The sequence below is a fragment of the Nocardia sp. NPDC058633 genome (assembly GCF_042717045.1).
Taxonomy (GTDB): domain Bacteria; phylum Actinomycetota; class Actinomycetes; order Mycobacteriales; family Mycobacteriaceae; genus Nocardia.
Genome location: NZ_JBHXRA010000004.1, coordinates 108,298 through 131,092, shown reverse-complemented (window position 1 = coordinate 131,092; position 22,795 = coordinate 108,298). Strand labels below are relative to the sequence as shown.

The 22,795-nt window shown below is 68.0% G+C and carries 18 protein-coding genes and 1 pseudogene; 1 reads left to right on the top strand and 18 read right to left on the bottom strand.

The window, feature by feature from the left end:
- Nucleotides 1-110: 110 nt before the first annotated feature.
- From ACFWUR_RS06435 to ACFWUR_RS06370, 14 genes and pseudogenes are all read right to left on the bottom strand, one after another.
- Nucleotides 111-1,298 (bottom strand): Cmx/CmrA family chloramphenicol efflux MFS transporter, encoded by a 1,188-nt coding sequence (locus ACFWUR_RS06435; RefSeq protein WP_378902839.1) that lies wholly within the window; start codon nucleotides 1,296-1,298, stop codon nucleotides 111-113.
- Between the two features lie 275 nt (nucleotides 1,299-1,573).
- Nucleotides 1,574-2,620: an NUDIX domain-containing protein gene (locus ACFWUR_RS06430; RefSeq protein ID WP_378903443.1), complete on the bottom strand. Its 1,047-nt coding sequence runs from the start codon at nucleotides 2,618-2,620 to the stop codon at nucleotides 1,574-1,576.
- Nucleotides 2,620-3,744, bottom strand: a complete 1,125-nt coding sequence (locus tag ACFWUR_RS06425; RefSeq protein WP_378902836.1) for a glycosyltransferase family 4 protein — start codon at nucleotides 3,742-3,744, stop codon at nucleotides 2,620-2,622. Before ACFWUR_RS06425 ends, ACFWUR_RS06430 begins: the two co-directional genes overlap by 1 nt.
- Nucleotides 3,741-4,664: a phosphatidylinositol mannoside acyltransferase gene (locus ACFWUR_RS06420; protein ID WP_378902833.1), complete on the bottom strand. Its 924-nt coding sequence runs from the start codon at nucleotides 4,662-4,664 to the stop codon at nucleotides 3,741-3,743. The genes ACFWUR_RS06425 and ACFWUR_RS06420 overlap by 4 nt, the downstream gene beginning before the upstream one ends.
- Complete coding sequence (gene pgsA, locus ACFWUR_RS06415) at nucleotides 4,661-5,338, bottom strand: phosphatidylinositol phosphate synthase (RefSeq protein ID WP_378902830.1); 678 nt, start codon at nucleotides 5,336-5,338, stop codon at nucleotides 4,661-4,663. Before pgsA ends, ACFWUR_RS06420 begins: the two co-directional genes overlap by 4 nt.
- Before the next feature lie 80 nt (nucleotides 5,339-5,418).
- Nucleotides 5,419-5,973, bottom strand: a complete 555-nt coding sequence (locus ACFWUR_RS06410; protein WP_378902827.1) for an HIT family protein — start codon at nucleotides 5,971-5,973, stop codon at nucleotides 5,419-5,421.
- 73 nt (nucleotides 5,974-6,046) lie between these two features.
- On the bottom strand, nucleotides 6,047-8,110 hold the full coding sequence (thrS, locus tag ACFWUR_RS06405; RefSeq protein ID WP_378902824.1) for a threonine--tRNA ligase: 2,064 nt from the start codon (nucleotides 8,108-8,110) through the stop codon (nucleotides 6,047-6,049).
- A gap of 205 nt (nucleotides 8,111-8,315) precedes the next feature.
- Nucleotides 8,316-8,987 (bottom strand): (2Fe-2S)-binding protein, encoded by a 672-nt coding sequence (locus ACFWUR_RS06400; protein ID WP_378902821.1) that lies wholly within the window; start codon nucleotides 8,985-8,987, stop codon nucleotides 8,316-8,318.
- A complete protein-coding gene (locus ACFWUR_RS06395) occupies nucleotides 8,984-9,475 on the bottom strand; it encodes a TIGR02611 family protein (protein ID WP_378902818.1) in 492 nt (163 codons plus the stop codon). The genes ACFWUR_RS06400 and ACFWUR_RS06395 overlap by 4 nt, the downstream gene beginning before the upstream one ends.
- A 112-nt stretch (nucleotides 9,476-9,587) precedes the next feature.
- Nucleotides 9,588-11,807, bottom strand: a complete 2,220-nt coding sequence (locus tag ACFWUR_RS06390) for a SulP family inorganic anion transporter (RefSeq protein ID WP_378902816.1) — start codon at nucleotides 11,805-11,807, stop codon at nucleotides 9,588-9,590.
- A gap of 221 nt (nucleotides 11,808-12,028) precedes the next feature.
- Entirely contained in the window at nucleotides 12,029-14,239 is a 2,211-nt protein-coding gene (locus ACFWUR_RS06385; protein ID WP_378902813.1) for a SulP family inorganic anion transporter, read from the bottom strand.
- A 210-nt stretch (nucleotides 14,240-14,449) separates the two neighbouring features.
- Nucleotides 14,450-15,217, bottom strand: coding sequence for a tyrosine-protein phosphatase (locus tag ACFWUR_RS06380; protein ID WP_378902811.1), 768 nt, complete (start codon nucleotides 15,215-15,217; stop codon nucleotides 14,450-14,452).
- Nucleotides 15,218-15,418: 201 nt separating this feature from the next.
- Entirely contained in the window at nucleotides 15,419-15,541 is a 123-nt protein-coding gene (locus ACFWUR_RS06375; RefSeq protein WP_378902808.1) for a hypothetical protein, read from the bottom strand.
- A 434-nt stretch (nucleotides 15,542-15,975) separates the two neighbouring features.
- Nucleotides 15,976-16,142 (bottom strand): annotated as a pseudogene (locus ACFWUR_RS06370) (2Fe-2S iron-sulfur cluster-binding protein); the annotation flags it as partial.
- Nucleotides 16,143-16,543: 401 nt separating this feature from the next.
- Here ACFWUR_RS06370 and ACFWUR_RS06365 point away from each other — a divergent pair.
- A complete protein-coding gene (locus ACFWUR_RS06365; RefSeq protein WP_378902805.1) occupies nucleotides 16,544-16,954 on the top strand; it encodes a hypothetical protein in 411 nt (136 codons plus the stop codon).
- A gap of 12 nt (nucleotides 16,955-16,966) precedes the next feature.
- Here the strand turns inward: ACFWUR_RS06365 and ACFWUR_RS06360 are convergent, their stop codons facing one another.
- The 4 genes from ACFWUR_RS06360 to ACFWUR_RS06345 all read right to left on the bottom strand — a co-directional run bounded on the left by ACFWUR_RS06360 (nucleotide 16,967) and on the right by ACFWUR_RS06345 (nucleotide 22,712).
- Entirely contained in the window at nucleotides 16,967-18,190 is a 1,224-nt protein-coding gene (locus ACFWUR_RS06360) for a VWA-like domain-containing protein (RefSeq protein WP_378902802.1), read from the bottom strand.
- Nucleotides 18,187-19,434, bottom strand: coding sequence for an AAA family ATPase (locus tag ACFWUR_RS06355; RefSeq protein ID WP_378902799.1), 1,248 nt, complete (start codon nucleotides 19,432-19,434; stop codon nucleotides 18,187-18,189). Before ACFWUR_RS06355 ends, ACFWUR_RS06360 begins: the two co-directional genes overlap by 4 nt.
- Before the next feature lie 159 nt (nucleotides 19,435-19,593).
- Entirely contained in the window at nucleotides 19,594-21,129 is a 1,536-nt protein-coding gene (locus ACFWUR_RS06350) for a hypothetical protein (protein WP_378902796.1), read from the bottom strand.
- Nucleotides 21,130-21,293: 164 nt separating this feature from the next.
- Complete coding sequence (locus tag ACFWUR_RS06345) at nucleotides 21,294-22,712, bottom strand: glyceraldehyde-3-phosphate dehydrogenase (RefSeq protein ID WP_378903440.1); 1,419 nt, start codon at nucleotides 22,710-22,712, stop codon at nucleotides 21,294-21,296.
- Between the last annotated feature and the right edge of the window lie 83 nt (nucleotides 22,713-22,795).

Genomic DNA, 22,795 nt, shown 5'->3' with positions numbered 1-22,795 from the left:
ATTCGAGCTTCATAGCCAGTTGAGCACCACTGGCCTTGCCGCGACCAGCGTAGATGCGAAAACCGCCCCCAGCTGGCCTGCTCTGTGGCACCGCTCGGCGCCCGAGTGATTCATCGCACGCCGACCCCGGCGCCGATCTGTTCCCCGTGACGTCCGCGGCGCTCGACCAGCACGATCACTGCCGCGACAGTGGCCGACGCAGCACCGCACCACAGCGCGACGACCGGATCGCCGACCCGGTCGACGACCACCCCGGCACCGAGGGGGCCGAGCACCGCACCGATATTGAGCGCTGTGGTCGCCAACGCACCGGCCAGCCGGGGAGCGGTAGGCGCGGCGGTCCGCACGATCGTCGCGATCAGCGTCGATCCGACACCGAAGGCCACAGCTCCCACCAGGCCGGTCATGATCGCCACCCCGGCGATCGAATGCGAGACCAGGGCGGCCGTCACCCAGACGGCGACGAGCCCGACCGTTCCCACGGCGATGACGGCCTCACCGTGGCGATCGCTGTGCCGTCCGGCCAGCGTGACACCCACGAAGGAGCCGACACCGAACAGCCCCAGCACCACCGGCACCCACCCACTGGTGTCCCCCGCGATCCGCGCGACGATCGTGCCGAGGTAGGTGAATCCGGCGAAGGTGGCGGCATTGACCAGAATTCCGACGACGACAGCGACCCGCACCCGCCGCACCCCGAGCACCGCCCACTCCGATGACACCGACCGAATCGGACCCGCCGACTGCTCACGATCCGCACGCGGGAGCGTCAGCATCATCGGCACGAGCACCACCGCCCCGACCACGGCCACCGCCCAGAACGCCGACCGCCACCCCCACAGCTGGCCGAGCACCGTTCCGGCGGGCACGCCCGCGACGATGGCCACCGTCACCCCGGACACGACGACCGAGGTGGCCCGCCCGATCTGTGCCGCGCCGACCAACCGCGGCAGGGCGGCCAACACGACCGCCAGGAATCCCGCGTTGGCCACCGCGGCCACCACCCGCGTCGCCACCAGCAGCCCGAAATCATCGGTGACAGCGCCGACGACATGCGCCAGGCAGAACAGTGCGAGAAAGGTCGTCGCCGAACGTCGTAGCGGCCGGCGGCCCGCCGTGGCCGCCATCGTCGGTGCGCCGAGCACCATACCGACGGCGTACAGCGAGGTCAGCAACCCCACTGTCCCGAACGAGACCCCGAAGTCGGCAGCGGTCTGCGCCACCAGCCCCGACATCATGAATTCCGATGTGCCCTGCGCGAATACGGCGACAGCGAGCACGAAAACCCCGATGGGCATGACTATCCACTCTCCGGATACCGGACACCACGCAGCCGACGCGGTGTCCGAGACGATGGCGGTACCGGGCCAGAAGTGGCCCGGCCGCGAGGAATCGACGATCATCCGGCGTCGCGAACGACACGTCGCACCGGTCATCCGATGAACTACGTGCCCGCACACAACGCCGCCCAGCCCGTAGGCCGGACGGCTACCTTCTGGACGCCTCCGGAGAATTCACGCCCGCACCATAACAACCGCACAGCGGAGAACGCACGGGAATATCGGCGTGCGCGTCAGCGGATCGAGCGGACCACGTGCTGGGTGTCGTCGGTGGCCGCGGTGACGGCCTCGGCGAGTAGCTCGTCGAGGTGGTACGGGTAGACCGCCTCGCCCTCGGCGTCGAGAGCGCGGATGTCGTCGGCGGTGCACCAGCGGTGGTCGGTGATGGTCCGACGTTCCAGGGCCGTGAGGTCGGCCGGGCGCCATTCGAAGCCCGGCGAGCGCAGCGTGAAGAACAGTTCCTCGGAGCGCACGAGTTCGCCGTTGAACGGGAACACCGCGACGCGACGCCACAGCGGGCCGCGCAGCGATGCGGGGTCGACGCGCTGTCCGGTTTCCTCGTAGATTTCCCGGACCGCGGCGTCGCGCAGATTCTCCCCCGGTTCGACGCCGCCGCCGACGGTGAACCAGAAGGCGACCTCGGGGATCATCGGGTCGTGACCGCGCAGCAGCAGCACACGGTTCTGCTCGTCGAGCAGGATCACCCGTGCGGTGGTGCGGGTGGTGTGGACGACGAGGCCGGTGGCCGCGGCGGGCGTCGCGCGTTCGGTGATCTCGAAATAGTGCGGAAGCGGCGCGGTGCCGCCGAGGTGCAAAATGCGCACGGGCCTGCGGGTGCGCAGCGCCAGAGTGTCGCGCACGGCGTCGTTGTGGAAGCGGCGCGCGATCAGCACACGGGCCTCGGCGTCGGCGAGTTCGGCGACCAACTGGGGTCGCAGGTGTTCGATGTCGACCAGCGACAGCGCGGCGGAGAGCTGGTTCTCGATCGTTTCCCGGTCACTGCGGTCGACACGTTCGGCGCGATCGGCCAGCGACGCGAGCTGCGCGGCCCGCTCGGCCCGGCTCGGATCGGTGCTCACCGGACCGGCCTCCGACATGGCCACCGCGCGCGCCACCACAGCGCGACGGGCGAGGGCGGCATCGAGTGCCTGCCAGGACTGGTCGGAGCGCACGTGCAGCCGGTCGAGTCGGTTGGCGGTGGAGTAGGCCCACACGCCGAGCGCGAGAACGAGCAGCGCGATCAGCCCGAGAACGAGGACGGTGGTCGCGGAGAAGGTGATCATCCGGCGGCCCGCACCCGGTTGTCGCCGACGGTGACGGTCTCGTACACCCGTAGGATCTGTTCGGCCACGACCGGCCAGTCGTAGCCCGCGACCACCTGGGTCGCGGTGCTCACGAGACGTTCGCGGGTCTCGTCGTCGGTCAGCAGCGTGTCGATCGCGGTGGCCAGCGCGTCGGAGTCGCCGATCGGGGTGAGCATGCCCGCTGTGCCGTCACGCAACACGCGCCGGAAGGCATCGAGCTCGCTCGCGACCACCGGTGTCCCGGCCGCCATCGCCTCGATCAGGATGATGCCGAAGCTCTCACCACCCAGGTTCGGCGCGACGTACACATCGGCGCTGCGCAGCGCGGCGGCCTTCTCTTCGTCGCTGACCTGTCCGAGGAACCGCAGATGCCCCGCGTGCTCGCCCGCTTCGCGGCGCAACCGTTCCTCGTCACCGCGCCCCACGATGAGGATCTGCACGTCGGGATGGTGTTCGATGAGCGCGGGCAGTGCGCCGAGCAGCACGTCCATGCCCTTGCGCGGTTCGTCGTAGCGACCGAGGAACAGCACCGTGCGGCCCGCGCGCGGGTATCCGTCGAGTGGCTCGCCGCGCGCGAACGCCGACACGTCGACACCGTTGGGGATCTCCACCGCATCGGATCCGAGCGCCTCGACCTGCCAGCGCCTGGCCAGCTCGGACACGGCGATCCGCCCGCTGATCTTCTCGTGATACGGGCGAAGCACACCCTGAAAGGTACTGAGCACCAACGACTTCGTGGTCGAGGTGTGGAAGGTCGCCACGATCGGGCCCTCGGCGATCTTGAGCGCCAGCATCGACAGGCTCGGGGCGTTGGGCTCGTGGATGTGCAGCACGTCGAAGTCGTTGCTGTCGATCCAGCGGCGGATCCTGGTGTAGGCCATCGGGCCGAACGACAACCGCGCCACCGACCCGTTGTAGGGAATCGCGACCGCGCGCCCCGCCGAGACGACGAAGTCGGGCAGCGGTGTGTCGTCGGAGGCGGGGGCGAGCACGCTCACCTTGTGCCCGCGTTCGATGAACACCCGGGCGAGCTCGACCACATGGGCCTGCACGCCGCCTGGAACGTCGAACGAATACGGGCAGATCATCCCGATCTTCACCGCGGGCCCCCCGCGTCCTGCGCGGTGATCCGCGACAGTCGTTCGGGCGACAGGTCGCCCTCCCAGAGCGGTTGCAGCATGTGCCAATCGGCGGGGTGCTCGGCGATATTGGCGGCGAACCGGTCGGCGAGTGCCTGCGTGGCGGCCGCCACACCACCGGAAACATCCAGTGCCGGTTCAGCTTTCAGGCCCCAGCCCTCGGTGCCGTCGTCGTCGACGGTGAACCAGCCGTGCACCGGCACCAGCGCGGCACCGGTCTCGATGGCCAGTTTCGCCGCACCGCCGGGCATCCAGGTGCGCTCGCCGAAGAAGTCGACGGGCACCCCCTTGCCGGTGAGGTCCCGTTCGCCCATCAGGCACACGATCCGGTTCTGTCGCAGGCGTTCGGCGAGTGCGGCGAACGGCGGCTGCTCGCCACCGGTCAACGGGAACACCTCGAAACCGAGACTCTCGCGGTAGGCGACGAAACGCTCGAACAGCGATTCGGGCTTCAGCCGTTCGGCCACGGTGGTGAAGTTGTCGTAATGCTGCACCAGCCACACACCGGCCATGTCCCAGTTGCCCGAGTGCGGGAGCACGAGAATGAGACCGCGGCCCTGTTCCAGCGCGGCGTCGACATTCTCCAAACCGCCGACGTAATAGTCGATCGCGGTGTGGTCCATCGACGGCAACCGGAACGCTTCACGCCAGTAGCGCGCGTAGGAGCGCATGCTCGCCCGCATCAGGTCGTCGGGCACCTGGTCGGCGGGCACGCCCAGAACGCGAGACAGGTTGCGGCGCAACTGTTCCGGTCCGCCGCCCTTGACCGCACGATCGGCACCGCGATCGAAGACCTTGCGCACCAACCCTTCCGGCGCCGATCGCACGAGTCGCCAGCCTGCGGCGTACCCCCAGTCACTCAACCGATCTTTGAGACTCACGAAGCCGATCCTTCTGCCGCGTCCGGCTGCGGTGTCGGCGCGATGACCGTCCGGGCACCCGGCGAATTGCGCACTGCCAGCACCCGCTGGAACACCGTCACGATGCTCAGCACCGCCAGCACCCACATGGCCACGTAGATGGCCCAGGTCAGCCAGTCGATCCCCCAGTGCCCGCCGATGCCGGTGAGCCCGGCGCCGGCCAGCACAAGGACCAGGCGGTCCGGGCGTTCGATGAGTCCGCCGTCGGCGGACAGGCCGCTCGCCTCGGCACGTGCCTTGGCGTAGGAGATCACCTGCGAGGTGACCAGCACGATCAACGTCAGCGCGAACAGTTGCCTGCTGTGCTCGTGATAGACCGCCCACCAGGCGAGTCCGGCGAAGATCGCACCGTCGGCCACCCGGTCACAGGTGGCGTCGAGGACCGCGCCGTACTTCGTGCCGCCACCGCGAGCGCGGGCCATCGCCCCGTCGAGCATGTCGAACATGACGAACAGCCAGATGACCATCGTTCCCCAGAACAGGTGCCCGGAGGGGAACAGGGTCACCGCGGCGGCGATCGTCGCGGTGGTGCCGATCAGTGTCATCGCGTCCGGGGTGAGCCCCGTTCGCACGAGCGCTTTGCCCAGCGGCGCAGTCGCTTTCGCGAACGTCTCGCGGCCGAAGAAGCTGAGCACGGTCTCTATTCCTCCTGCGACCTGCGGGACACCCGCACCGGATCGGCTGCGCTGTGTGCGACTTCGCGATGATCACACATCTACGCCTCCCACGCCTGGGCCAGCAGCTGCCGCGTTTCGCGCAACAGCTGAGGCATCACCTTCACCCCGCCGACCACGGTGATGAAGTTCGCGTCCCCGCCCCAGCGCGGAACGATGTGCTGGTGCAGGTGGTCGGCGAGCGAACCACCGGCCACGCCGCCGAGATTGAGGCCCACATTGAATCCGGCAGGCCGCGAGACCTGCTTCATCACGCGAATGGCCTGCTGGGTGAAGGCCATCAGTTCCGCGCTCTCGGCGGGCGTGAGGTCCTCCAGGTCGGCGACCCGGCGATACGGCACCACCATCATGTGCCCGGGGTTGTACGGGTACAGATTGAGGACGGCGTAGACATTCTCGCCGCGGGCGATGATCAGGCCGTCTTCGTCCGACATCTTCGGGATGTCGGTGAACGGATGCCCGGTCGCGTCCTTGGGCTTCACCTCACCGGTGATGTAGGACATCCGGTACGGCGTCCACAACCGCTGGAGGCGGTCTGGCTGACCCGCCCCGGCGTCGACGATCGACCCGGCGTCGGGCGCGAGGTTCTCGCTCATGATGCTGCATCCTCTCGGCATGCGCGGGCGCCCTGCGTGATCACGCGAGCTCCCGTCTCCGGGCGCTGACCGCTCATGCCCGACCCACCGCGGAGACGACCTCGAACCCCTCGGCGGTGGGTGAGGCGTTCTCGCGGTGGGCGACCCAGGTGGTGATGGTGGCGATCGCGTCGGCGACGGGCACACCGTTGACCTGGGTACCGTCGCGGAACCGGAAACTCACCGCGTCGGCTTCCACGTCGCGCGCGCCCGCCAGCAGCATGAACGGCACCTTCTGCGCGGTCTGGTTGAAGATCTTCTTCTGCATCCGGTCGTCGCTGCGGTCCACCTGTGCCCGCACCCCGGCGTCGCGCAACCGCTCGATCACCGAATCCAGGTGCGGGGCAAAGTTTTCCGCCACCGGGATGCCGACGACCTGCACCGGCGAGAGCCAGGCGGGGAACGCACCGGCGTAATGCTCGGTGAGCACGCCGAAGAAGCGTTCGATCGAGCCGAACAGGGCGCGGTGGATCATCACCGGGCGCTGCTTGGTGCCGTCGGAGGAGGTGTATTCGAGGTCGAACCGCTCGGGCAGGTTGAAGTCGAGCTGGATGGTCGACATCTGCCAGGTGCGCCCGAGCGCGTCCTTGGCCTGCACGGAGATCTTCGGGCCGTAGAACGCGGCGCCGCCCGGGTCGGGCACGAGGTCGAGGCCCGAGGCCGACGCCACCTTCGACAGGGTCTCGGTGGCCTCTTCCCACAGCTCGTCGGAGCCGACGAACTTCTTCGGGTCCTTGGTGGAGAGCTCGAGGTAGAAGTCGTCGAGGCCGTAGTCCTTGAGCAGCGACAGCACGAAATTCAGGGTCGTGGTGAGCTCGGCGTGCATCTGCTCTTTGGTGCAGTAGATGTGCGCGTCGTCCTGGGTCATGCCACGCACGCGGGTCAGGCCGTGCACCACACCGGACTTCTCGTAGCGGTACACCGAACCGAATTCGAACATCCGCAGCGGCAATTCGCGGTAGGAGCGGCCGCGCGCGCGGAAGATCAGGTTGTGCATCGGGCAGTTCATCGGCTTGACGTAGTAGTCCTGGCCGGGCTTGCGCACGCTGCCGTCGTCGTTGAGCTCGGCGTCGAGGTGCATCGCCGGGAACATGCCGTCGCGGTACCAGTCCAGGTGGCCGGAGGTCTCGAACAGCGCGCCCTTGGTGATGTGCGGGGTGTTGACGAACTCGTAGCCCCCGTCGATGTGGCGTTGACGCGAGTACTCCTCCATCTCCTTGCGGATGATGCCGCCCTTGGGGTGGAACACCGGCAGGCCCGAACCGAGCTCGTCGGGGAAGGAGAACAGATCGAGCTCGAGACCCAGCTTGCGGTGGTCGCGGCGCTCGGCCTCGGCCAGCAGCTCCAGGTAGGCGTCCATCGCCTCGGTGGATTCCCACGCGGTGCCGTACACGCGCTGCAGGTCCTCGCGGTCCTGGTCACCGCGCCAGTAGGCGGCCGAGGAGCGGGTGAGCTTGAAGGCGGGGATGAACTTGGTGGTGGGGATGTGCGGGCCGCGGCACAGGTCGCCCCACAGCTTGTCGCCGGTGCGCGGGTCGAGGTTGTCGTAGATGGTCAGCTCGTTGCCGCCGACCTCCATGATCTCGGGATCGTCGATACCGGACTTGTCGCTGATCAGTTCCAGCTTGAACGGTTCGTTCGCCAGCTCGACGCGGGCCTCGTCCACCTCGACGACGCGACGGGAGAAGCGTTGCGCGCCTTTGACGATCTTCTTCATCCGTGATTCCAGCTTGGCCAGGTCCTCGGGGGTGAAGGGCTTGTCCACCTGGAAGTCGTAGTAGAAACCGTCCTTGATCGGCGGGCCGATACCGAGTTTCGCGTCGGGGAACTCCTGCTGCACCGCCTGGGCGAGCACGTGCGCGGCCGAGTGCCGGATCACGCTGCGCCCGTCCTCGCTGTTCGCGGGAACCGGCTCGACGTCGGCGTCCTCCGCGGGGATCCAGGACAGATCCTTGAGGGCGCCGTCGCTGTCACGCACGACGACGACCGTGTCCGGACCCTTGGTGGGCAGGCCCGCTTCCCGCACCGCTGCGCCCGCGGTAGTCCCGGCCGGCACCCGAACGAGAGCGACGGGACTGATGGGTGCAGAGGTGGTCACGGGAATGTTCTCCTTGACGTCGGTGCCGGGGTCATCCGGCAGGTCGCACAGCGTAGGTCACGCAGGGGATCCTGCGCCGCCCATGCTATCGGGACCGCTGAGTGGGCGTGTCGATGGACCTAGGACCGCGTGTTCGTCGGCGACGGCGACCAGGGCCACCGACGATGCGGGACACGCGGCTGATCCGAGCGGCCGCGACGTCGATTCAGGACCGAGCGCGGGCGGCGACAGCCAGTCGTTCGGCTCGATCCTCGGGCGAACGTTTCGGGCAGCTCGTGCACATCTGCCGACCGGGCGCCTCGTAGACCAGGCAACACGAGGTGCGCCGCACAAAAGTGCGGCCCCCCACGGTGACGAACCGTGGTGCGGGCAGACGCGAACCCACGTCGGCCGCCAGGCGGGTCGCGGCCTCCGGGGCGCCCGCGTCGAGCGCCCGGTTGCCGATGGCATCGGCCGCGACCGCCCAGAGCGAGGCGATCCCGGCCCCGGAAACGGCCGCGACCTGGGTGATCACGGCGGTCAAGGTGTCACGCAGAGCGGTCGCGACCTCCTCTGCCGCTGTCGCGCCGGTGTCGCCGCCTACGTCCGAGCGCACCGAGCGCCCGGTGGCATCGACCGGCACCCGACGGAACAGCGCGTGCTCGACACCGCCGTCCGGGCGGACCGCGCAGTCGAAGTCGCCGAGCGCGGCGACCGGAGCGGGCGTGCCCGCCGCGTAGGCGACAGCGATCTGCTCGACCAGGGTCGAGGCGACCATGCACCACCACAGGGTGCCCGCGACCCGAGGGACATCGGTGCCCCAGGTATCGCTCATCGAGTCGATCCGGGCCGCGACCCACTCGGGGTCGGTGAGCAGCCGACCGGGAACCGTGCTCACGACATCAGGGGACTGCGCAACCATGGCCAATCGACTCCGATCCACCCTGCGACCATCGAAAATGTACCGAGCAGCCACAACGTCACCAGGACGAGGGCGAACGTACCCACCGCGCCGAGCACCTTGATGAACCAGCCGCGCGAGGTGTACCAGTCCATGACGATCCGGTACTTGCCGCGCACCCAGTTCAGGGTGTGATGGGCCCAGACGAACTCGGTGGCCAGAATGCCGAATCCCGCGAACACCAGCGCCCAGCCGGGTCCGGGGTACGGGATCGTGACGATCCCGATGAGCAGTACCAGCCCACCGACCGCGCCGACGGCGATGCGGTAGCCGAGGTCGAGGGTAGGGCGCTGCGCGATGTGTTCCCGGGAGGCGCGCCAGCGATCCTTGAACCCGTCCCACCGCCCCGGTCCGGCGGCGGAATCGGTGTCCGCGGAGTCGGGGCCGTCGGTGACGCGCTCGGCGGCGGTCGGATCGCTGGTCATGGATTCCAGACTACGAGTCCGACCGGCGCCGAGTCGCGCCATACCTGTTCGCTCACCGGCGACAGCGTTGCTCCGCCTTCGCGCACGGCCGCGGCGCCGGCGGAGGTACGCATCACCCGGTGACGGCCGGTTGCGCGTGATCGTCCATCGCGCTGACCCCGTCGAGGGTCACCTCGAGCACCCGCGCACCCGCGATGTCGAAGAACAACCCCGACAGCGCCAACCCGCGTTCGGCCACCGCGCGTCGCACGGCGGGATTGCTGCCGAGCGTCTCGAGCTGCACGGCCACGTTGACCATGCTCAGCTGATCCACCTCGCTGTAGCCCGCCGCCCTCGCAGCCACGGCCACGGGATGACCCGCGCGAAACCGTCGCAGCGTCGGTTCGGCGTGGCGCAACCAGGAACCGAGCCCGCCGTCGGTGTCGGCGGCGGAGTGGACCGCCTTCATCGCTCCGCACGAGGAGTGCCCGCACACCACCACCGAACGGACCGCGAGCGAGTCCAGGGCGAAAGTCAGCGCGGCTTCGACCGAATCGTCGCCGCTGACCGGGACCAGGTTGCCGACATTGCGGACCGTGAACAGGTCACCCGGGCCGCTGTTGGTGATCACATTGGGCACGATCCGCGAATCCGAGCAGGTGAGGAAGAACGAATCCGGGTCCTGATGCATCCCGTCCAGGTGCGGGCGCACCACATGCGCGTTGCCGCGATGGAAGGCCGCGATACCCGCCGTCATCGCGTCGCCGCCGGACTTGTGATGGCGCCACGGACGGAGCATCTCGTCGATGGCGGCGCGACCGAATCCACGAGTCGGCGGCGCAGACGGGGTGTCGGCCATCCGGGCGTGCCCGATTTCGACGAAATCTACACGGCCGCCGGTACTTTCGTGCTGACGCTGCCAGTCCTCGATCGCCTCGAACGCCGCGTGGTCGAGGAAGTCGACGATCATCTCGACCGTCACATCGACGCCTGCGGGCACCTTCGCCAGTTCGCCCGACAGTTTCGGCAACGCGAGGAAGGTGCACGATCCGTCGATGTGGACCTGCCAGCTCCCGTCGGGCAGCGGCGCCGCCGTCACCTGCACGCGCACGACCCGCCACAGCAACAGCCCGAACGCCAGCGCCAACCCGATGACCACGCCTTCGAGCAGGTTCGTGAACACCACGCCGAGCACGGTCACCACGTAGACGAGCAGGTCGCCGGTGCGCCGGGCCAACCGGATGTGGGCCAGCTTCACCAATTGCATGCCGATCACGATCAGCAGGCCCGCCAGCGCGGCCTTCGGAATCTGTTCCACCAGGCCGACCAACGCCACCGAGAACAACAGAATCCAGAGTCCGTGCAGGACAGTCGAGGCCCTGGTCCGGGCGCCCGCCTGCACATTGGTGGCACTGCGCACGATCACGCCGGTGATCGGCAGGCCGCCGACCATGCCCGAGACGACATTCGCCGTGCCCTGACCGATCAGCTCCCGGTCGAAACCGGTGCGCGGACCGGTGTGCATCTTGTCCACCGCGACGGCGGAGAGCAGGCTCTCCACGCTGGCGATCAACGCGATGGTCAGCACCATCATGGCCACGGCCGACCAGTTGCCCGACGGCAGTTCCGGCAGACCGAGCGCATCGAAAACCGATCCGCTCAGCGCGATGCGCTCGATATCGGGCAGGCCCAGCGACAGCGCGGTGCCGACGAGCACCGCGACCAGCGGACCCGGTACCGCGCGCAGCTTCGACGGGACGTGCTTCCAGCCGAGCATCACCGCGATCACCACGGCGCCGACGAGCGCGTCACCACCGTGCAGCGACAGCAACTGACCGGGCAGTTCGATCAGATTGCGCAGCGCGGTGCTGTGCGAGGAACCGCCGAGCAGCACGTGGATCTGCTGCAGGGCGATGGTGATACCGATACCGGCGAGCATGGCGTGGACCACCACGGGGGCCACCGCGAGTGCGGCGCGCGCGATCCGGCTGAGCCCGAACAGAATTTGCAGCACGCCGGCGGCGACAACGATGAAACAGGTGAGGCGCCAACCGAATTGCGCGATGGATTCGGCGACCACCACCGTCAGGCCCGCGGCCGGTCCGCTGACCTGGAGGACCGAGCCGCCGATCAGGCCCGCGACCACACCACCGATCACGGCGGCGATGAGGCCGGCGGCGATCGGGGCACCGGAGGCGACGGCGATACCGAGCGACAGGGGCAGCGCGACCAGGAAAACTACGATGGACGCGGGCAGGTCGTGACGCAGTAGCGTCTGTTGCCACGCGGGGCGGGGTGACTCGTTCGACGGGCTGTCCGCGTGGGGCGGAGCAAGGTCGTTCTCGACAGACATGATTCTCCTTCGCCGACTCCCGGCGCGGGGCCGAGGCCGATCATCACGAGGACGGTGAAGCAAAGGGGACCCCGGTGCGACGGCGAACCGGGTCGGGATAGAGCCAGGGACGAATTAGGCCAACCTATTGGTAAAGAATTGGCAAAGCCAGTGTGCCGCACAAACAGTGGGTGTCGCCATAACGGCAGGCCGTCTGTGGTGTGACCCACAACCATCCCCCTTTACACGGGTTCGGCGGCGGCACGACGGGCCTCGTCGAAGTGGGCGATCCCGTCGGCGGTGATCTCGATGACCCGCGCGGTCGCCAGGTCGAAGAACAGCCCCGACACCGCGACACCGCGCTCCTGGATGCCACTTCGCACCGCCGGATAGTCGACCAGTGTCTGCACCTGCCGGGCCACGTTCACCATGCCGAGTTGGTCGATCGGGCCGAAGCCCGCCGACCCGGCAGCCGCGGCGACGGGGTGCCCGGCGTGGAAGGCCGCCAGTGTCGGCTGAGCATGAGCCAGCCAGTCGTCGAGGCCCGGCCCGGCCTGCACCTGCCGGTACAGCGCCTCCATCGCCCCGCAGCCGCTATGCCCACACACCACCACCGAGCGCACGTCGAGCTTGTCGAGCGCGTAGATCAGCGCCGCCTCCACCGACACATCGGAGCCGCCGACCGGCACCAGATTGCCGACGTTGCGCACCGTGAACAGATCGCCGGGGCCGCTGTTGGTGATGACGTCGGGCACGATGAGGGCGTCGGCGCACGTCAGGAAGAAGGTGTCGGCATCGGGCCGGTGTCGCGACCCGGCCAGGTGCGCGTGCTCGCGATGACAGGCCGCGATCCCCGCGGCGATCGGATCCACGCCGCCGCTGCGCCGCCATGGCCGAATCGGATCGACGACCGACTTGCGCGCGTGTCCGTGTTCGGGCGGACCGTCGTGGGTGCGGGCCATCCTCGCGGTGCCGAGCTCCACGAAGTCGACTGTGCCGCCGTTGGATTCACGGGTATCGGCCCATTCGGAAAGCAGTTCGCAGGCCGCGTGGTCGAGAAAGTCCACGCTCAGTTCGACCGTCACGTCCACACCGGCGGGCACCTTCGCCAGTTCGGCCGTGAGCCGGGGCGCGGCCAGGAAGGTACAGGTGCCCGCGATGCGCACCAGCCAGGTCCCGTCGGTGCGCGGCGCCGCGGCGATGGTGAACTTCACGACCCGCCACAGCAGCAGGGCGACCGCGGCGAGGAGGCCGATCACCATGCCCTGCAACAGGTTCAGCGCGACAACCGCGATCACGGTGATCAGGTAGACATAGAGGTCGCCGGTGCGGCGGGCACGCTTGATGTGCGCCAGCTTCACCAACTGCACCCCGATCAGCACCAGCAGCCCGGCCAGCGCCGCCGTCGGGATCTGGCGAACCAGGCCGACCAGCGCGACGGCGAAAATCAGGATCCAGCCACCGTGCATCACGGTGGCCGCCCTGCTGCGAGCGCCCGCGTTGGCGTTGGTGATGCTGCGCACGATGACCGCCGCGATCGGCAGACCGCCCAGCAGGCCGGAGGTCATGTTCGCCGCACCCTGACCGAGGAGTTCCCGGTCGAAGTCGGTGCGCTGGTCGGGGCGCAGCTTGTCGACCGCCACCGCCGAGAGCAGGGTCTCCACGCTGGCGATGAGGGCGACGGTGAGCATGGTGAGCACGAGCGGCAGCCACCCGCCGTGCGGCAGCGCGGGCAACCCGATGCCGTCGAGCAGCGAGCCGTCGAGGCGTACCCGTTCCACCGTCACCGGCAGCACCAACGAGAGCACCGTCGCCAGCACCACCGCGACCAACGGGCCGGGCACCACCCGCATCCGGCGCGGCAGGTACTGCCATCCGATCAGCACGGTGATCACGAGCAGCCCGACGAACAAGTCGCCCTTCTGCGCCGACATCACCTGACGCGGGAGCGCGACGATGCCGGCCCACGGCGAGCTGACCGTCGTCCCGCCCAGGAGCACATGGACCTGTTGCAGGGCGATGACCACCCCGATGCCGGCGAGCATCGCGTGCACCACGACCGGCGCGATGCCTAGCGCGCCTCGGGCAATCCGACTGAGCCCGAACAGGATCTGCAGTACACCCGCCCCCACGGTGATGAAACACATGGCGGCCCAACCGAATTGCTGGACCGCTCCCGCCACCACGACCGCGAGACTCGCGGTCGGCCCACTGACCTGGACCTTGGAGCCGCCGAGCAATCCCGCGACCACACCGCCGACGGCGGCGGCGATGAGCCCGGCGACGACCGGCGCACCGGAGGCGAGCGCGACCCCGAGCGACAGCGGTAGTGCGACGAGGAAGACCACGATTGACGCTGGAAGGTCTTGCTGGAGAACCGATTTCAGTGACGCATGCGACAGCGTGCGCGCTGTCGCCGTGGTTGTGGTGCCCGGATCATTGTCGGTCATCATTCTCCTTCGCCGGGGCGGATGAGCTCCCGGTTCATCGGTCGAACATGCACTGGCAATTGATGCTGAGCTGCGAGCGAACGGCGGATCTGCAGCACTTTGCTCGAAAGAGATCGGACTCCAGACACAGAGTCCTGACAATGGTAAAGAACTTCCCAAGCATTCGAAAATGTTCTGGGAAGAATGGGACGAAATCGCCGTCTATCTGTGACCTCAGTCACAAAGCAGGTTGGCGGTCAGCTGCCGTTGCGTCGCGAGGTCGAGCCCGGCGTCGATCGCCCACGCGGTGGGTCCGCCGTACACGGCGTCCACGTGGGCCAGGAACTGACGCATGGTGTCGGCGTCGGCGGCGAAAACCCAGGCGGGGAGCCGGTCGACCGCGTCGGGCCCCGGGCCGGCTGCCCGTCCCCCTCGGGTCCGTAGCGCCGCGATGTTCGGGGTGGTGGCGGCGTAGTCGGCGATGATGTCGTCCGCGCGCACCCCGGCGACCGCGAGCAGCAGGGCGATCACCACGCCGGTGCGATCCTTGCCCGCGGCGCAGTGGATCAGCGCGGGCAACTGCCCCGGCGCGGCGAGCAGACGCAGCACGGCGGCGATGTTCTCACTGCTGTGCTCGAGGTATTCGCAATACCGATCGAACATGCTCCCGTCGGGCGAGACCTCGGTGAGGTCAAGGCGTACCCGGTCCGCGCCGTAGACGTGCAGGTTCCGGTAATGAGCGACGGCGTCGACCACCGCACCTGTTCCGTCCGTGGCGATCTCGCCCGGTGCGCGCAGGTCGACGATCGTGCGAAGCCCGCATTCGGTCAGCAGGAACGACATGTCCTCAGCATCCAGCCCGGTGAGCAGATCCGATCGCAGCACCCGCAAGCGACGCACCTGCCGCCCGTCCATTGTTCGCAACCCACCCAGGTCCCGCGCGTTCACCGCACCACGCAGCGGTAATTCCCGGCCCATCGAAGAACTCGCACTGTTGGTCATCACAATCCCCGATCTCATTTTCACAGCACCACTCGCAACGTGGGTCAACGGTATTCGGCACCGGACACTACGAATTGTGAAATCCGCTCTCTCAGAACAGACTTCCGACTGCGTGCCCAGGTCAGAGCGCTGACGAGGTCGATTCGATCGGGAACTGCGATGGTCGGATCGCAATCTTCGATCCGAGTCGGCTGGGCGGACTTACACCGCGACCGTCAAGATCGCGACGCCACGCAGGTTGATCCGACCGTTCCAGGTCTGATCGACCACCGTGGCCGCGGGAAAGCGGGTCACGAAGCGCGGGAACACGATCCGGGCCTCCATCCGAACCAGCGCGGCGCCGAGGCAGTGGTGGATGCCCGCGCCGAGCGAGACGTTCTGGTGCGCGTTCGGCCGGTCCAGGCAGCTCGTCGGCGTCGGCGCCCCAGAATTCCGGGTCCCGGTTGGCGGCGGCCAAGGCGCCGATCACCCAGCTGGCCGCCGGGATCTCGTGATTCCCGACGCGCAAGGGCGCGAGGGTGATCCGCCGCATCAGGTGCACCGGGGTGTGAGCATGTCGCCGTTGTCCTCGGCGCCGATCAGTGCCGTGAGCAGATCGTCGCGGGGGGCTGCGCGTTTCCAGCGGATCAGTTCACGGACCATCCCGAACAGCTCCTGGTTCGCTGCCCGGATCCGGTTCTGGGTCTCGGGGCGCGCAAGACGATCGGCTCCACGGCCTCGTCCCGCCGCTGCCGGTAGCCGTCAGTGTCCAGGGAGCCGACGCGGTCCGTGCGCGCTCGGGAGACGCAGATCATCATGGTTTGCCCGACTCTTGTTCAGCCGGTGTGAGAACCGAATCACGGTGCTCGACTCCACCTTCGAGCACCGTGGTCTCGCAGGTCGCGCACGTTCCTTCCCGGCACGACCACAGCACGTCCGCCCCGGCCCCTGCTCCTCGAGCAGCACCGCGATGCGATAGCTGTCCCGATTCGCGAGATCGCCACACAGCGAGTACTGACGAACGACTCCGTCGGGTAGGACGACATCCACGTGCGCACCCGGTGTCCACGGCGGCAGTGGCGCGCCACCGGGGTCGGTGAGCACAAAGGACAGCACGCCCTCTGATTCGTAGGTGATGGACCGAATTCGCACAATCGCGCTGATCACACGACGAGTCCGGCAGGGCTTCGGCGGCCCGAGGGGATTGAGACTTTCAACGAATTGCCGGATCGAAAACGAGCGACCAGCGATCGGTCGGCAGCGGGAAGAAACGGTCAGGAATCAAGAAGTTCCGAGGTCGGTGCCGTGGCAGCATTGTTTTTCCACGGATCGACGGAAGGGTTTTCGATGAACATCATCGGAGTTCGGCGAGCTCATCGATGGCTCGCCATCGGCTTTCTCGCGGCAATACTGATCACGGTGATCGGGTTGTCGTTGAGCGGACCGGAATGGGTTGTCTACCTGCCGCTGATCCCACTCGCCGGACTGTTCCTGTCCGGTTCGGTGATGTATGTGCTGTTCTACCGCGGCTCACGAGCGGGCCGGGCGGCCGGCGGGCGCGTTCGTCAGGTGCATCGTTGGTCGGCGGTCGTGTTCGTCGTCGCCGTTGTGGCCACTGTCATCGCATTGGCGCAGCAAGAGCCGGTGGTGTGGGTGTCGTATCTGCCGTTGATTCCACTCGCCGGGCTCTTGCTGTCGGGGTCGGTCATGCTGGTGTCGCCACTACTACGGGCGCGGCGGACTGCCTCCGGCGGATAGCCGACCGCGGATTCAGCCGATGTCGACCACCCGCGCCCACGCGGGTGGTCGGTCCGGAACGTAATCGGGATTGTTCTCCTGCCATGCACGCCCCCGGCGGAAGAGGCCGACCACGGTTCGGCAGGCCGGTTGCTGTGACGGCCAGGGCGTTTGACCGTCCGTCAGGGCCACGAGCACATCCGGGCGAGTGCGCAGGGCCTTGGTGAAACCGGTGCGCAGGTCGGTGCCGCCGCCGCCGATGAGTGACATCCCCTCGGCCTGGCACAACGGGTGGGCGATGCGTGCCGCGGCGTCGCAGGAGAACACGGTGACCAGGTCTCGGCGGCCGCCGACGGCGCGGACGATGGCAGCCACTTCGAGCAGGGCGCTGCCCAGTTCGTCGTCGCTGACCGAACCCGAGGTGTCGATGACCACGCTGACCCGAGGTGGGCTGCGGCGCAGGCTCGGCAGCACTACGCCGGGAAGTGCCGTCGAGCGGCGGGCCGGGCGCCGATAGGTGTAGTCCTCCCCGACGCCGGGGGCAGAGGTTGCCGCGCGCAGCGCGGCGCCCAGCAGATCGCGCCACGGTTGAGACGGGTGCAAGGCCTCGTTCGCCCAGCGCCGCCAGCCCTGTGGCGCGTTACCCGGACGACCGACGATGCCCTGCGCGACCAGGAATCGGACGCCGTCACGTTGCTGTTCGCTGAGTCCGTCCGCACCGTCGGGGCCCACGTCCCACGCGCGGTCCGATCCGTCCGCGCCGCTGCCGCAATCGAGCCATGCCATGCCTTCGATCAACGGCCCGAGGCGAAACTGACCGAGGTAGTCCTCCATGAGCTGTCCTTCGTCGAGTCCCAACGTCGCGGGCATGACAGCTCCGCTCGGCCGGACCAGACCGTCACCGAATGCGTCGTCGTTGATTTCGGCGTCCGCGGCGATATTCATCCGCAGTCGCTCCCCGGGACCTGTCAGGTCGTGGGCGTGGGCGTAGCGGTCGCTGCGCGCGTGATGATCGCGCAGCAGGTGCGAAACCTCGTGCACCAGTATCGAAGCCAATTCTTCCACGGGTGTGCCGGCGACGAACCCGGTCGACGCATAGCACCGCCAGTACTTGTCCACGCCCATCGTCGGCACCGCTCGCGAGTCGATGATTCGCAACGCGTACAGCGCGGTCGCCAAATAGGGACGGGCCGAAACCGCCTGCAGGCGTGCGGCATACAGCTTGGCGAAATCCAGTCCGACGACCTCTGCTGTCATCGGCCCGCCTTGACCGCAACCCGGGCGGCGGCACGATCGGCACTCTGCGACACCGACACCACCGCGGCGAGCTGTTCGATCGACGCGGGCACCTCCCAGTCGTCGCGGCGCAACGTGGCCAGGGTGGTCGCGGGCACAACCACCAGGTCCGGGGCTCCGGTTTCCACGGCCTTGACCAGCAACGACCACGCCGCGTTCCACCGAGACCGCTCCGGTCGTTTGCGGACCGCGGCCACCACACCGTCTAGCACAGCCTGGCGCAGATCTCCCCGCTCGGGCAGCTCGGCGGCGGCCGGATCGGCCAGCAACACCTCCGGGTCGGGCAGATCCATCCGATCGATGCTGGTCAACAGTTCGAAGCCGGCTCCGTCGCCGACCGTGCCGCGGATCAACTGCGACACCACATCGCGACCGGCGTCGGCCGCGGTGGCGAAGGCGATCAACCGCAAGGTCATCTCCCAGCTTCGCGGCGACGGCCAGGCACCACCTCTTCGGGTTTCGGTGGTGGGAATCTGATGCACGAGTTTCGGCCGCGCCGCGAGCAGCGTGCACACCGCGCGACGAGCGAATGCAACGGAGTCCGACAGCCTTTCGGGCGCGATGTGAGGCAATGTCGCGCGTGGCCATGTCCCGCCGAGTCCTCGGACGACGACGTCATGGTCGTGGGTCCACTGCAGGTGCACGAAACGGTTCGCCAGTGGTGGACTCAGCTCCCAACCGTCGGCAGCCGAGGAGCGTGGGTTGGCGGCGGCGATGATGCGCACGCCCGGCGGCAGTTCCAGTGCGCCGACCCGCCTTTCGAGTACCACGCGCAGCAGCGCGGCCTGCACGGCGGGAGGTGCGGTGGACAGTTCGTCGAGAAAGAGCAAGCCGCGTCCGGCCCGCACGAGCCGCACGGCCCAATCCGGCGGCGCCATCGGAACACCCTGTGTCGCGGGGTCGTCGCCGATGATGGGCAGACCCGAGAAATCCGATGGTTCGTGCACGCTCGCGATCACCGTGGTCAGCGGCAGGTCCAGCGATTCCGCGAGCTGCGTCAGCGCCGCGGTCTTACCGATGCCCGGCTCGCCCCACAGCAACACCGGCAGATCGGCGGCCACGGCCAAGGTCAGGGCTTCCAGTTGGGTGTTGGGACGTGGCTCGGTCTTCACCTCGCGCAGCAAAGCGAGAAGTTCTCCGGCAACGTCGAGCTGGGAGGCGGCAGCCGGAATCGGGAGCGGAGTCCTGAGTGAGTAGACAGTCATGTGTGAATCACCTTTGGGGTCTGAGGAATTCGATGGATGCAACAAGTGCCGGTGAGACGGCGGGTGCGCCGGTCGGCCGGTAGGGAAAGTCGTCGCGTCGAAGCGGAGTCGGTCAACCCGATACGTGGATCGGCTGGCCAGCGCGACAACGTAAGACAGTCAGCGCAAAACCGCGTGTCGGGGACGTGCGCGATATTCGCCACGAGTACGCCGGGCGGGCGGATTGTGGCCGTGACCCGGTGCGGGTAGACCGGCCCGGAACAGGCCGTAGGTAATGCGCTGTCGCACCGCGGTCTCGAGCGCGTCACGCAGGGGGCCGTCGCGCAGCACCGCGTCGGCACCGAGCCGGGCCTCGACGATGGTCAGGGCGCCGTCGATGTCGCCGTGGTCCAGGCGTTCGCAGACGCCGTCGAGCCAATCCGGTTGGCGCAGCGCCAGGTCGATGACTTGCAAACAGGGCATCGGGGTGCCGGTCAGCGCTGCCAGAAGTTCCTCGCGCCGGATTTCGGCCGGGTCGTGATCCAGGGGGGCGAGCACCCCGTTCACCAACCCGATCCGATGGCGTTCGCCCCGGCACTGCACGATCCGCCGGCCGGTGTCGATCCCGGAATCTTCTGTCGCCGTACTGTCGCAACCCAGCGCTGAACCGACCAGCGGATGCAGTCGGTCGGCGGTGATCGCGTCCGCGCGCAACAGCGCCAGATCGGGCAGCACCCAGGTCGCCGCGTCGGGCAGCACCGGTAGGGCTGAGATTCCACCGGGCGGGTATGCCGCCGAAATCCGCACTGCGGGAGCGCCGTCCCCGTCGGCGCGCACGTCCAACACCACCCGTTTCCGAGCACCGCATCGCACCAGAACGAGTCCGGACCGAGACCCCTCGGCGCGCAGCAGAATTCCCGCTTCGTCCGCCCACCGGCCGACGGCACAACCAGGCGGCACCGATCCGGACAGCGCGAGATCGGGTTCGTCACCGCCCGTCATCGGCGCGGGCACCTGGTAGTCGGGTTCGTCGCTGCGGGCTGTCGAAGCCGCGAATTCTTCTGCTCCGGAACGGGTTCGCAGCTCCCCCGTTCTGCGCGAGTCCCACAGATGACGGTGCAGGTCGAGGCGGTAGCGACTGTTGGGCCGAGGGTGTGGGTGCATGCGCGCACCGGTTCCGAGTCTCGTGCCGTCCCACATTGTGAGGCTTATCCGCTGACCGGCAGCCGCCCACGCCGGTGGCGTACGGACCACCAGATACACGGAATGCTCACCGGCACAGGGCATTGCGCTCTCCGCGCTGCGGAGGTAATCGATATCGTCGGCGTGGTAGCCGGCCAGAGCTACCGTCAACCCGGGCCGCAAGAACCCGTCGGGCGCGATTCTGGGTAGGTGCCAGCGCAACAGATCCGGAGCCAGAGACCGCAGGTCTGCCCGTACCCGTGCGGCCAGTGCCCGCCCGTGCGTCCGCGCCAAGGACCTCAGATCGATATCGACATCGACGCGCGCGGCGGCGCACGCCCCGGACCAATCGCCGACGAGACGTCGCGCGGTGGCGAGGTCGATCATGCCGGGCGGCACAGCGAGTTCGCGCACACGCAGCCAGAGGGCCAGGCGCGAATCGTCATAGGACGCACGGGAGTACTGCGGACTTTCGGTGAATTCCCCGCGTTCACGCGGGAGAGAAGCCGGTTCGATGACCGGCTCGGGGCTCAACGGCCCGGGCGCAGAACGCCCTTTCGACTCGATGTCATGTCGCCAGTATGCACAACAACGCGCGACCCGACAAGCGGTGGAGTCGGGTCGCGCGGTCTGCCGCCGAGCCGACGAAGCGGGCGGGCCCTGGTCAGCGACCAGATGCCCGCCCTGCCAGAGCCTCGCTACCGCGCGTCGGTCAGCTCGCGTGCGTCGGACTGCGCACCGAGTTGCGGGTAGGTCGGGTATTCGATGCCCGAGATGTACTGCACGGTGCGCACCACCTGGCACGAGTAACCGAACTCGTTGTCGTACCAGACGTAGAGGATCGCGGTATCGCCTTCGACGATGGTCGCGTTGGCGTCGATGATCGAGGCCGCGCGCGAGCCGATGAAGTCGCTCGAGACCGCGTCGGTGGCGGCGGTGTAGTCGAGGTTGCGGCTCAACGGGCCCGCCAGCGAGACCTGACGCAGGTAGGCGAGCACGTCTTCCTTGGTCGTGTCCTGCTTCAGCTGCAGGTTCAGGATCGCGACCGAGACGTCCGGGGTGGGAACGCGGATCGAGTTGCCGGTGATCTTGGCCTTGAAGTCGGGCATCGCCTTGGCCACCGCGGAGGCGGCACCGGTTTCGGTGAGCACCAGGTTGAACGGCGCGGACCGGCCGCGACGGTCGGCCTTGTGATAGTTGTCGAGCAGGTTCTGATCGTTGGTGAAGGAGTGCACCGTCTCGACGTGCCCACGCACGATGCCGAACTCGTCGTCCATGGCCTTGAGCGGCGGCACGATCGCGTTGGTCGTGCAGGAGGCACACGAGAAGATCTGCTGTGACAGGTCGAGATCGCGGTGGTTGACGCCGTGCACGATGTTGGGCACGTCGCCCTTGCCCGGTGCGGTGAGCACCACCTTCGCGATGCCGGGGCGCAGGTGCTGCTCCAGACCATCACGGTCGCGCCAGCGACCGGTGTTGTCGATCAGGATCGCGTTGTCGATGCCGTAGGCGGTGTAGTCGATCGTCGTCGGATCATCGCTGTAGATGAACTTGATGACATTGCCGTTCGCGGTGATCGTGTCGTTGTCGGTGTCGACCTTGATCGTGCCGTTGAAGTGCCCGTGCACCGAGTCCCGGCGCAGCAGCGACGCCCGCTTGGCCAGGTCGTCGTCGCCGCCCTTGCGCACGACCACCGCACGCAGGCTCAGCCCGTTGCCCGACCCGGCCTTCTCGATCAGCAGCCGGGTGACCAGCCGCCCGATCCGCCCGAACCCGTAGAGCACCACATCACGCGGCCCCTGTGAGACGGCCTTGTTGCCGTCACTCACCTCGGCCAGCACCGAAGTGGTGTATTCCTCGACCGACAGTCCCCGCTCGTGCGCGTGATAGGCCATCACGAGCTGACCGAGGTCGATCTTGCACGGCCCCAGATCCAACCGGCTGATCACCTGCAGAAACGGCAGCGTCTCGTCCACCGAGAGCTCTTCGCCGCCGATCTGGCGGGCGAACCGATGCGTCCGCAGGATGCTGATCACCGACTTGTTCACCAGCGACCGGCTGTGCAGCAGAATCGTCACACCCTTGCTGCGATACAACGTCCCGATGATCGGAATCATCGCCTCCGCCGCAGCTTCCTGAGCGTTCCAGCGATCAAGTTGTTCGGTAGTCAACACACGTCCTCTGGTTCATCGATGTTTCC

Coding starts and splice junctions, on each gene's coding strand:
- ACFWUR_RS06435 (WP_378902839.1), bottom strand. CDS start 1,298: ATGCCCATCGGGGTTTTCGTGCTCGCTGTCGCCGTATTCGCGCAGGGC.
- ACFWUR_RS06410 (WP_378902827.1), bottom strand. CDS start 5,973: ATGAGCGAGAACCTCGCGCCCGACGCCGGGTCGATCGTCGACGCCGGG.
- ACFWUR_RS06395 (WP_378902818.1), bottom strand. CDS start 9,475: ATGACCAGCGATCCGACCGCCGCCGAGCGCGTCACCGACGGCCCCGAC.
- ACFWUR_RS06390 (WP_378902816.1), bottom strand. CDS start 11,807: ATGTCTGTCGAGAACGACCTTGCTCCGCCCCACGCGGACAGCCCGTCG.
- ACFWUR_RS06385 (WP_378902813.1), bottom strand. CDS start 14,239: ATGATGACCGACAATGATCCGGGCACCACAACCACGGCGACAGCGCGC.
- ACFWUR_RS06380 (WP_378902811.1), bottom strand. CDS start 15,217: ATGACCAACAGTGCGAGTTCTTCGATGGGCCGGGAATTACCGCTGCGT.
- ACFWUR_RS06375 (WP_378902808.1), bottom strand. CDS start 15,541: ATGGAGGCCCGGATCGTGTTCCCGCGCTTCGTGACCCGCTTTCCCGCG.
- ACFWUR_RS06365 (WP_378902805.1), top strand. CDS start 16,544: ATGAACATCATCGGAGTTCGGCGAGCTCATCGATGGCTCGCCATCGGC.
- ACFWUR_RS06360 (WP_378902802.1), bottom strand. CDS start 18,190: ATGACAGCAGAGGTCGTCGGACTGGATTTCGCCAAGCTGTATGCCGCA.
- ACFWUR_RS06355 (WP_378902799.1), bottom strand. CDS start 19,434: ATGACTGTCTACTCACTCAGGACTCCGCTCCCGATTCCGGCTGCCGCC.
- ACFWUR_RS06345 (WP_378903440.1), bottom strand. CDS start 22,712: ATGATTCCGATCATCGGGACGTTGTATCGCAGCAAGGGTGTGACGATT.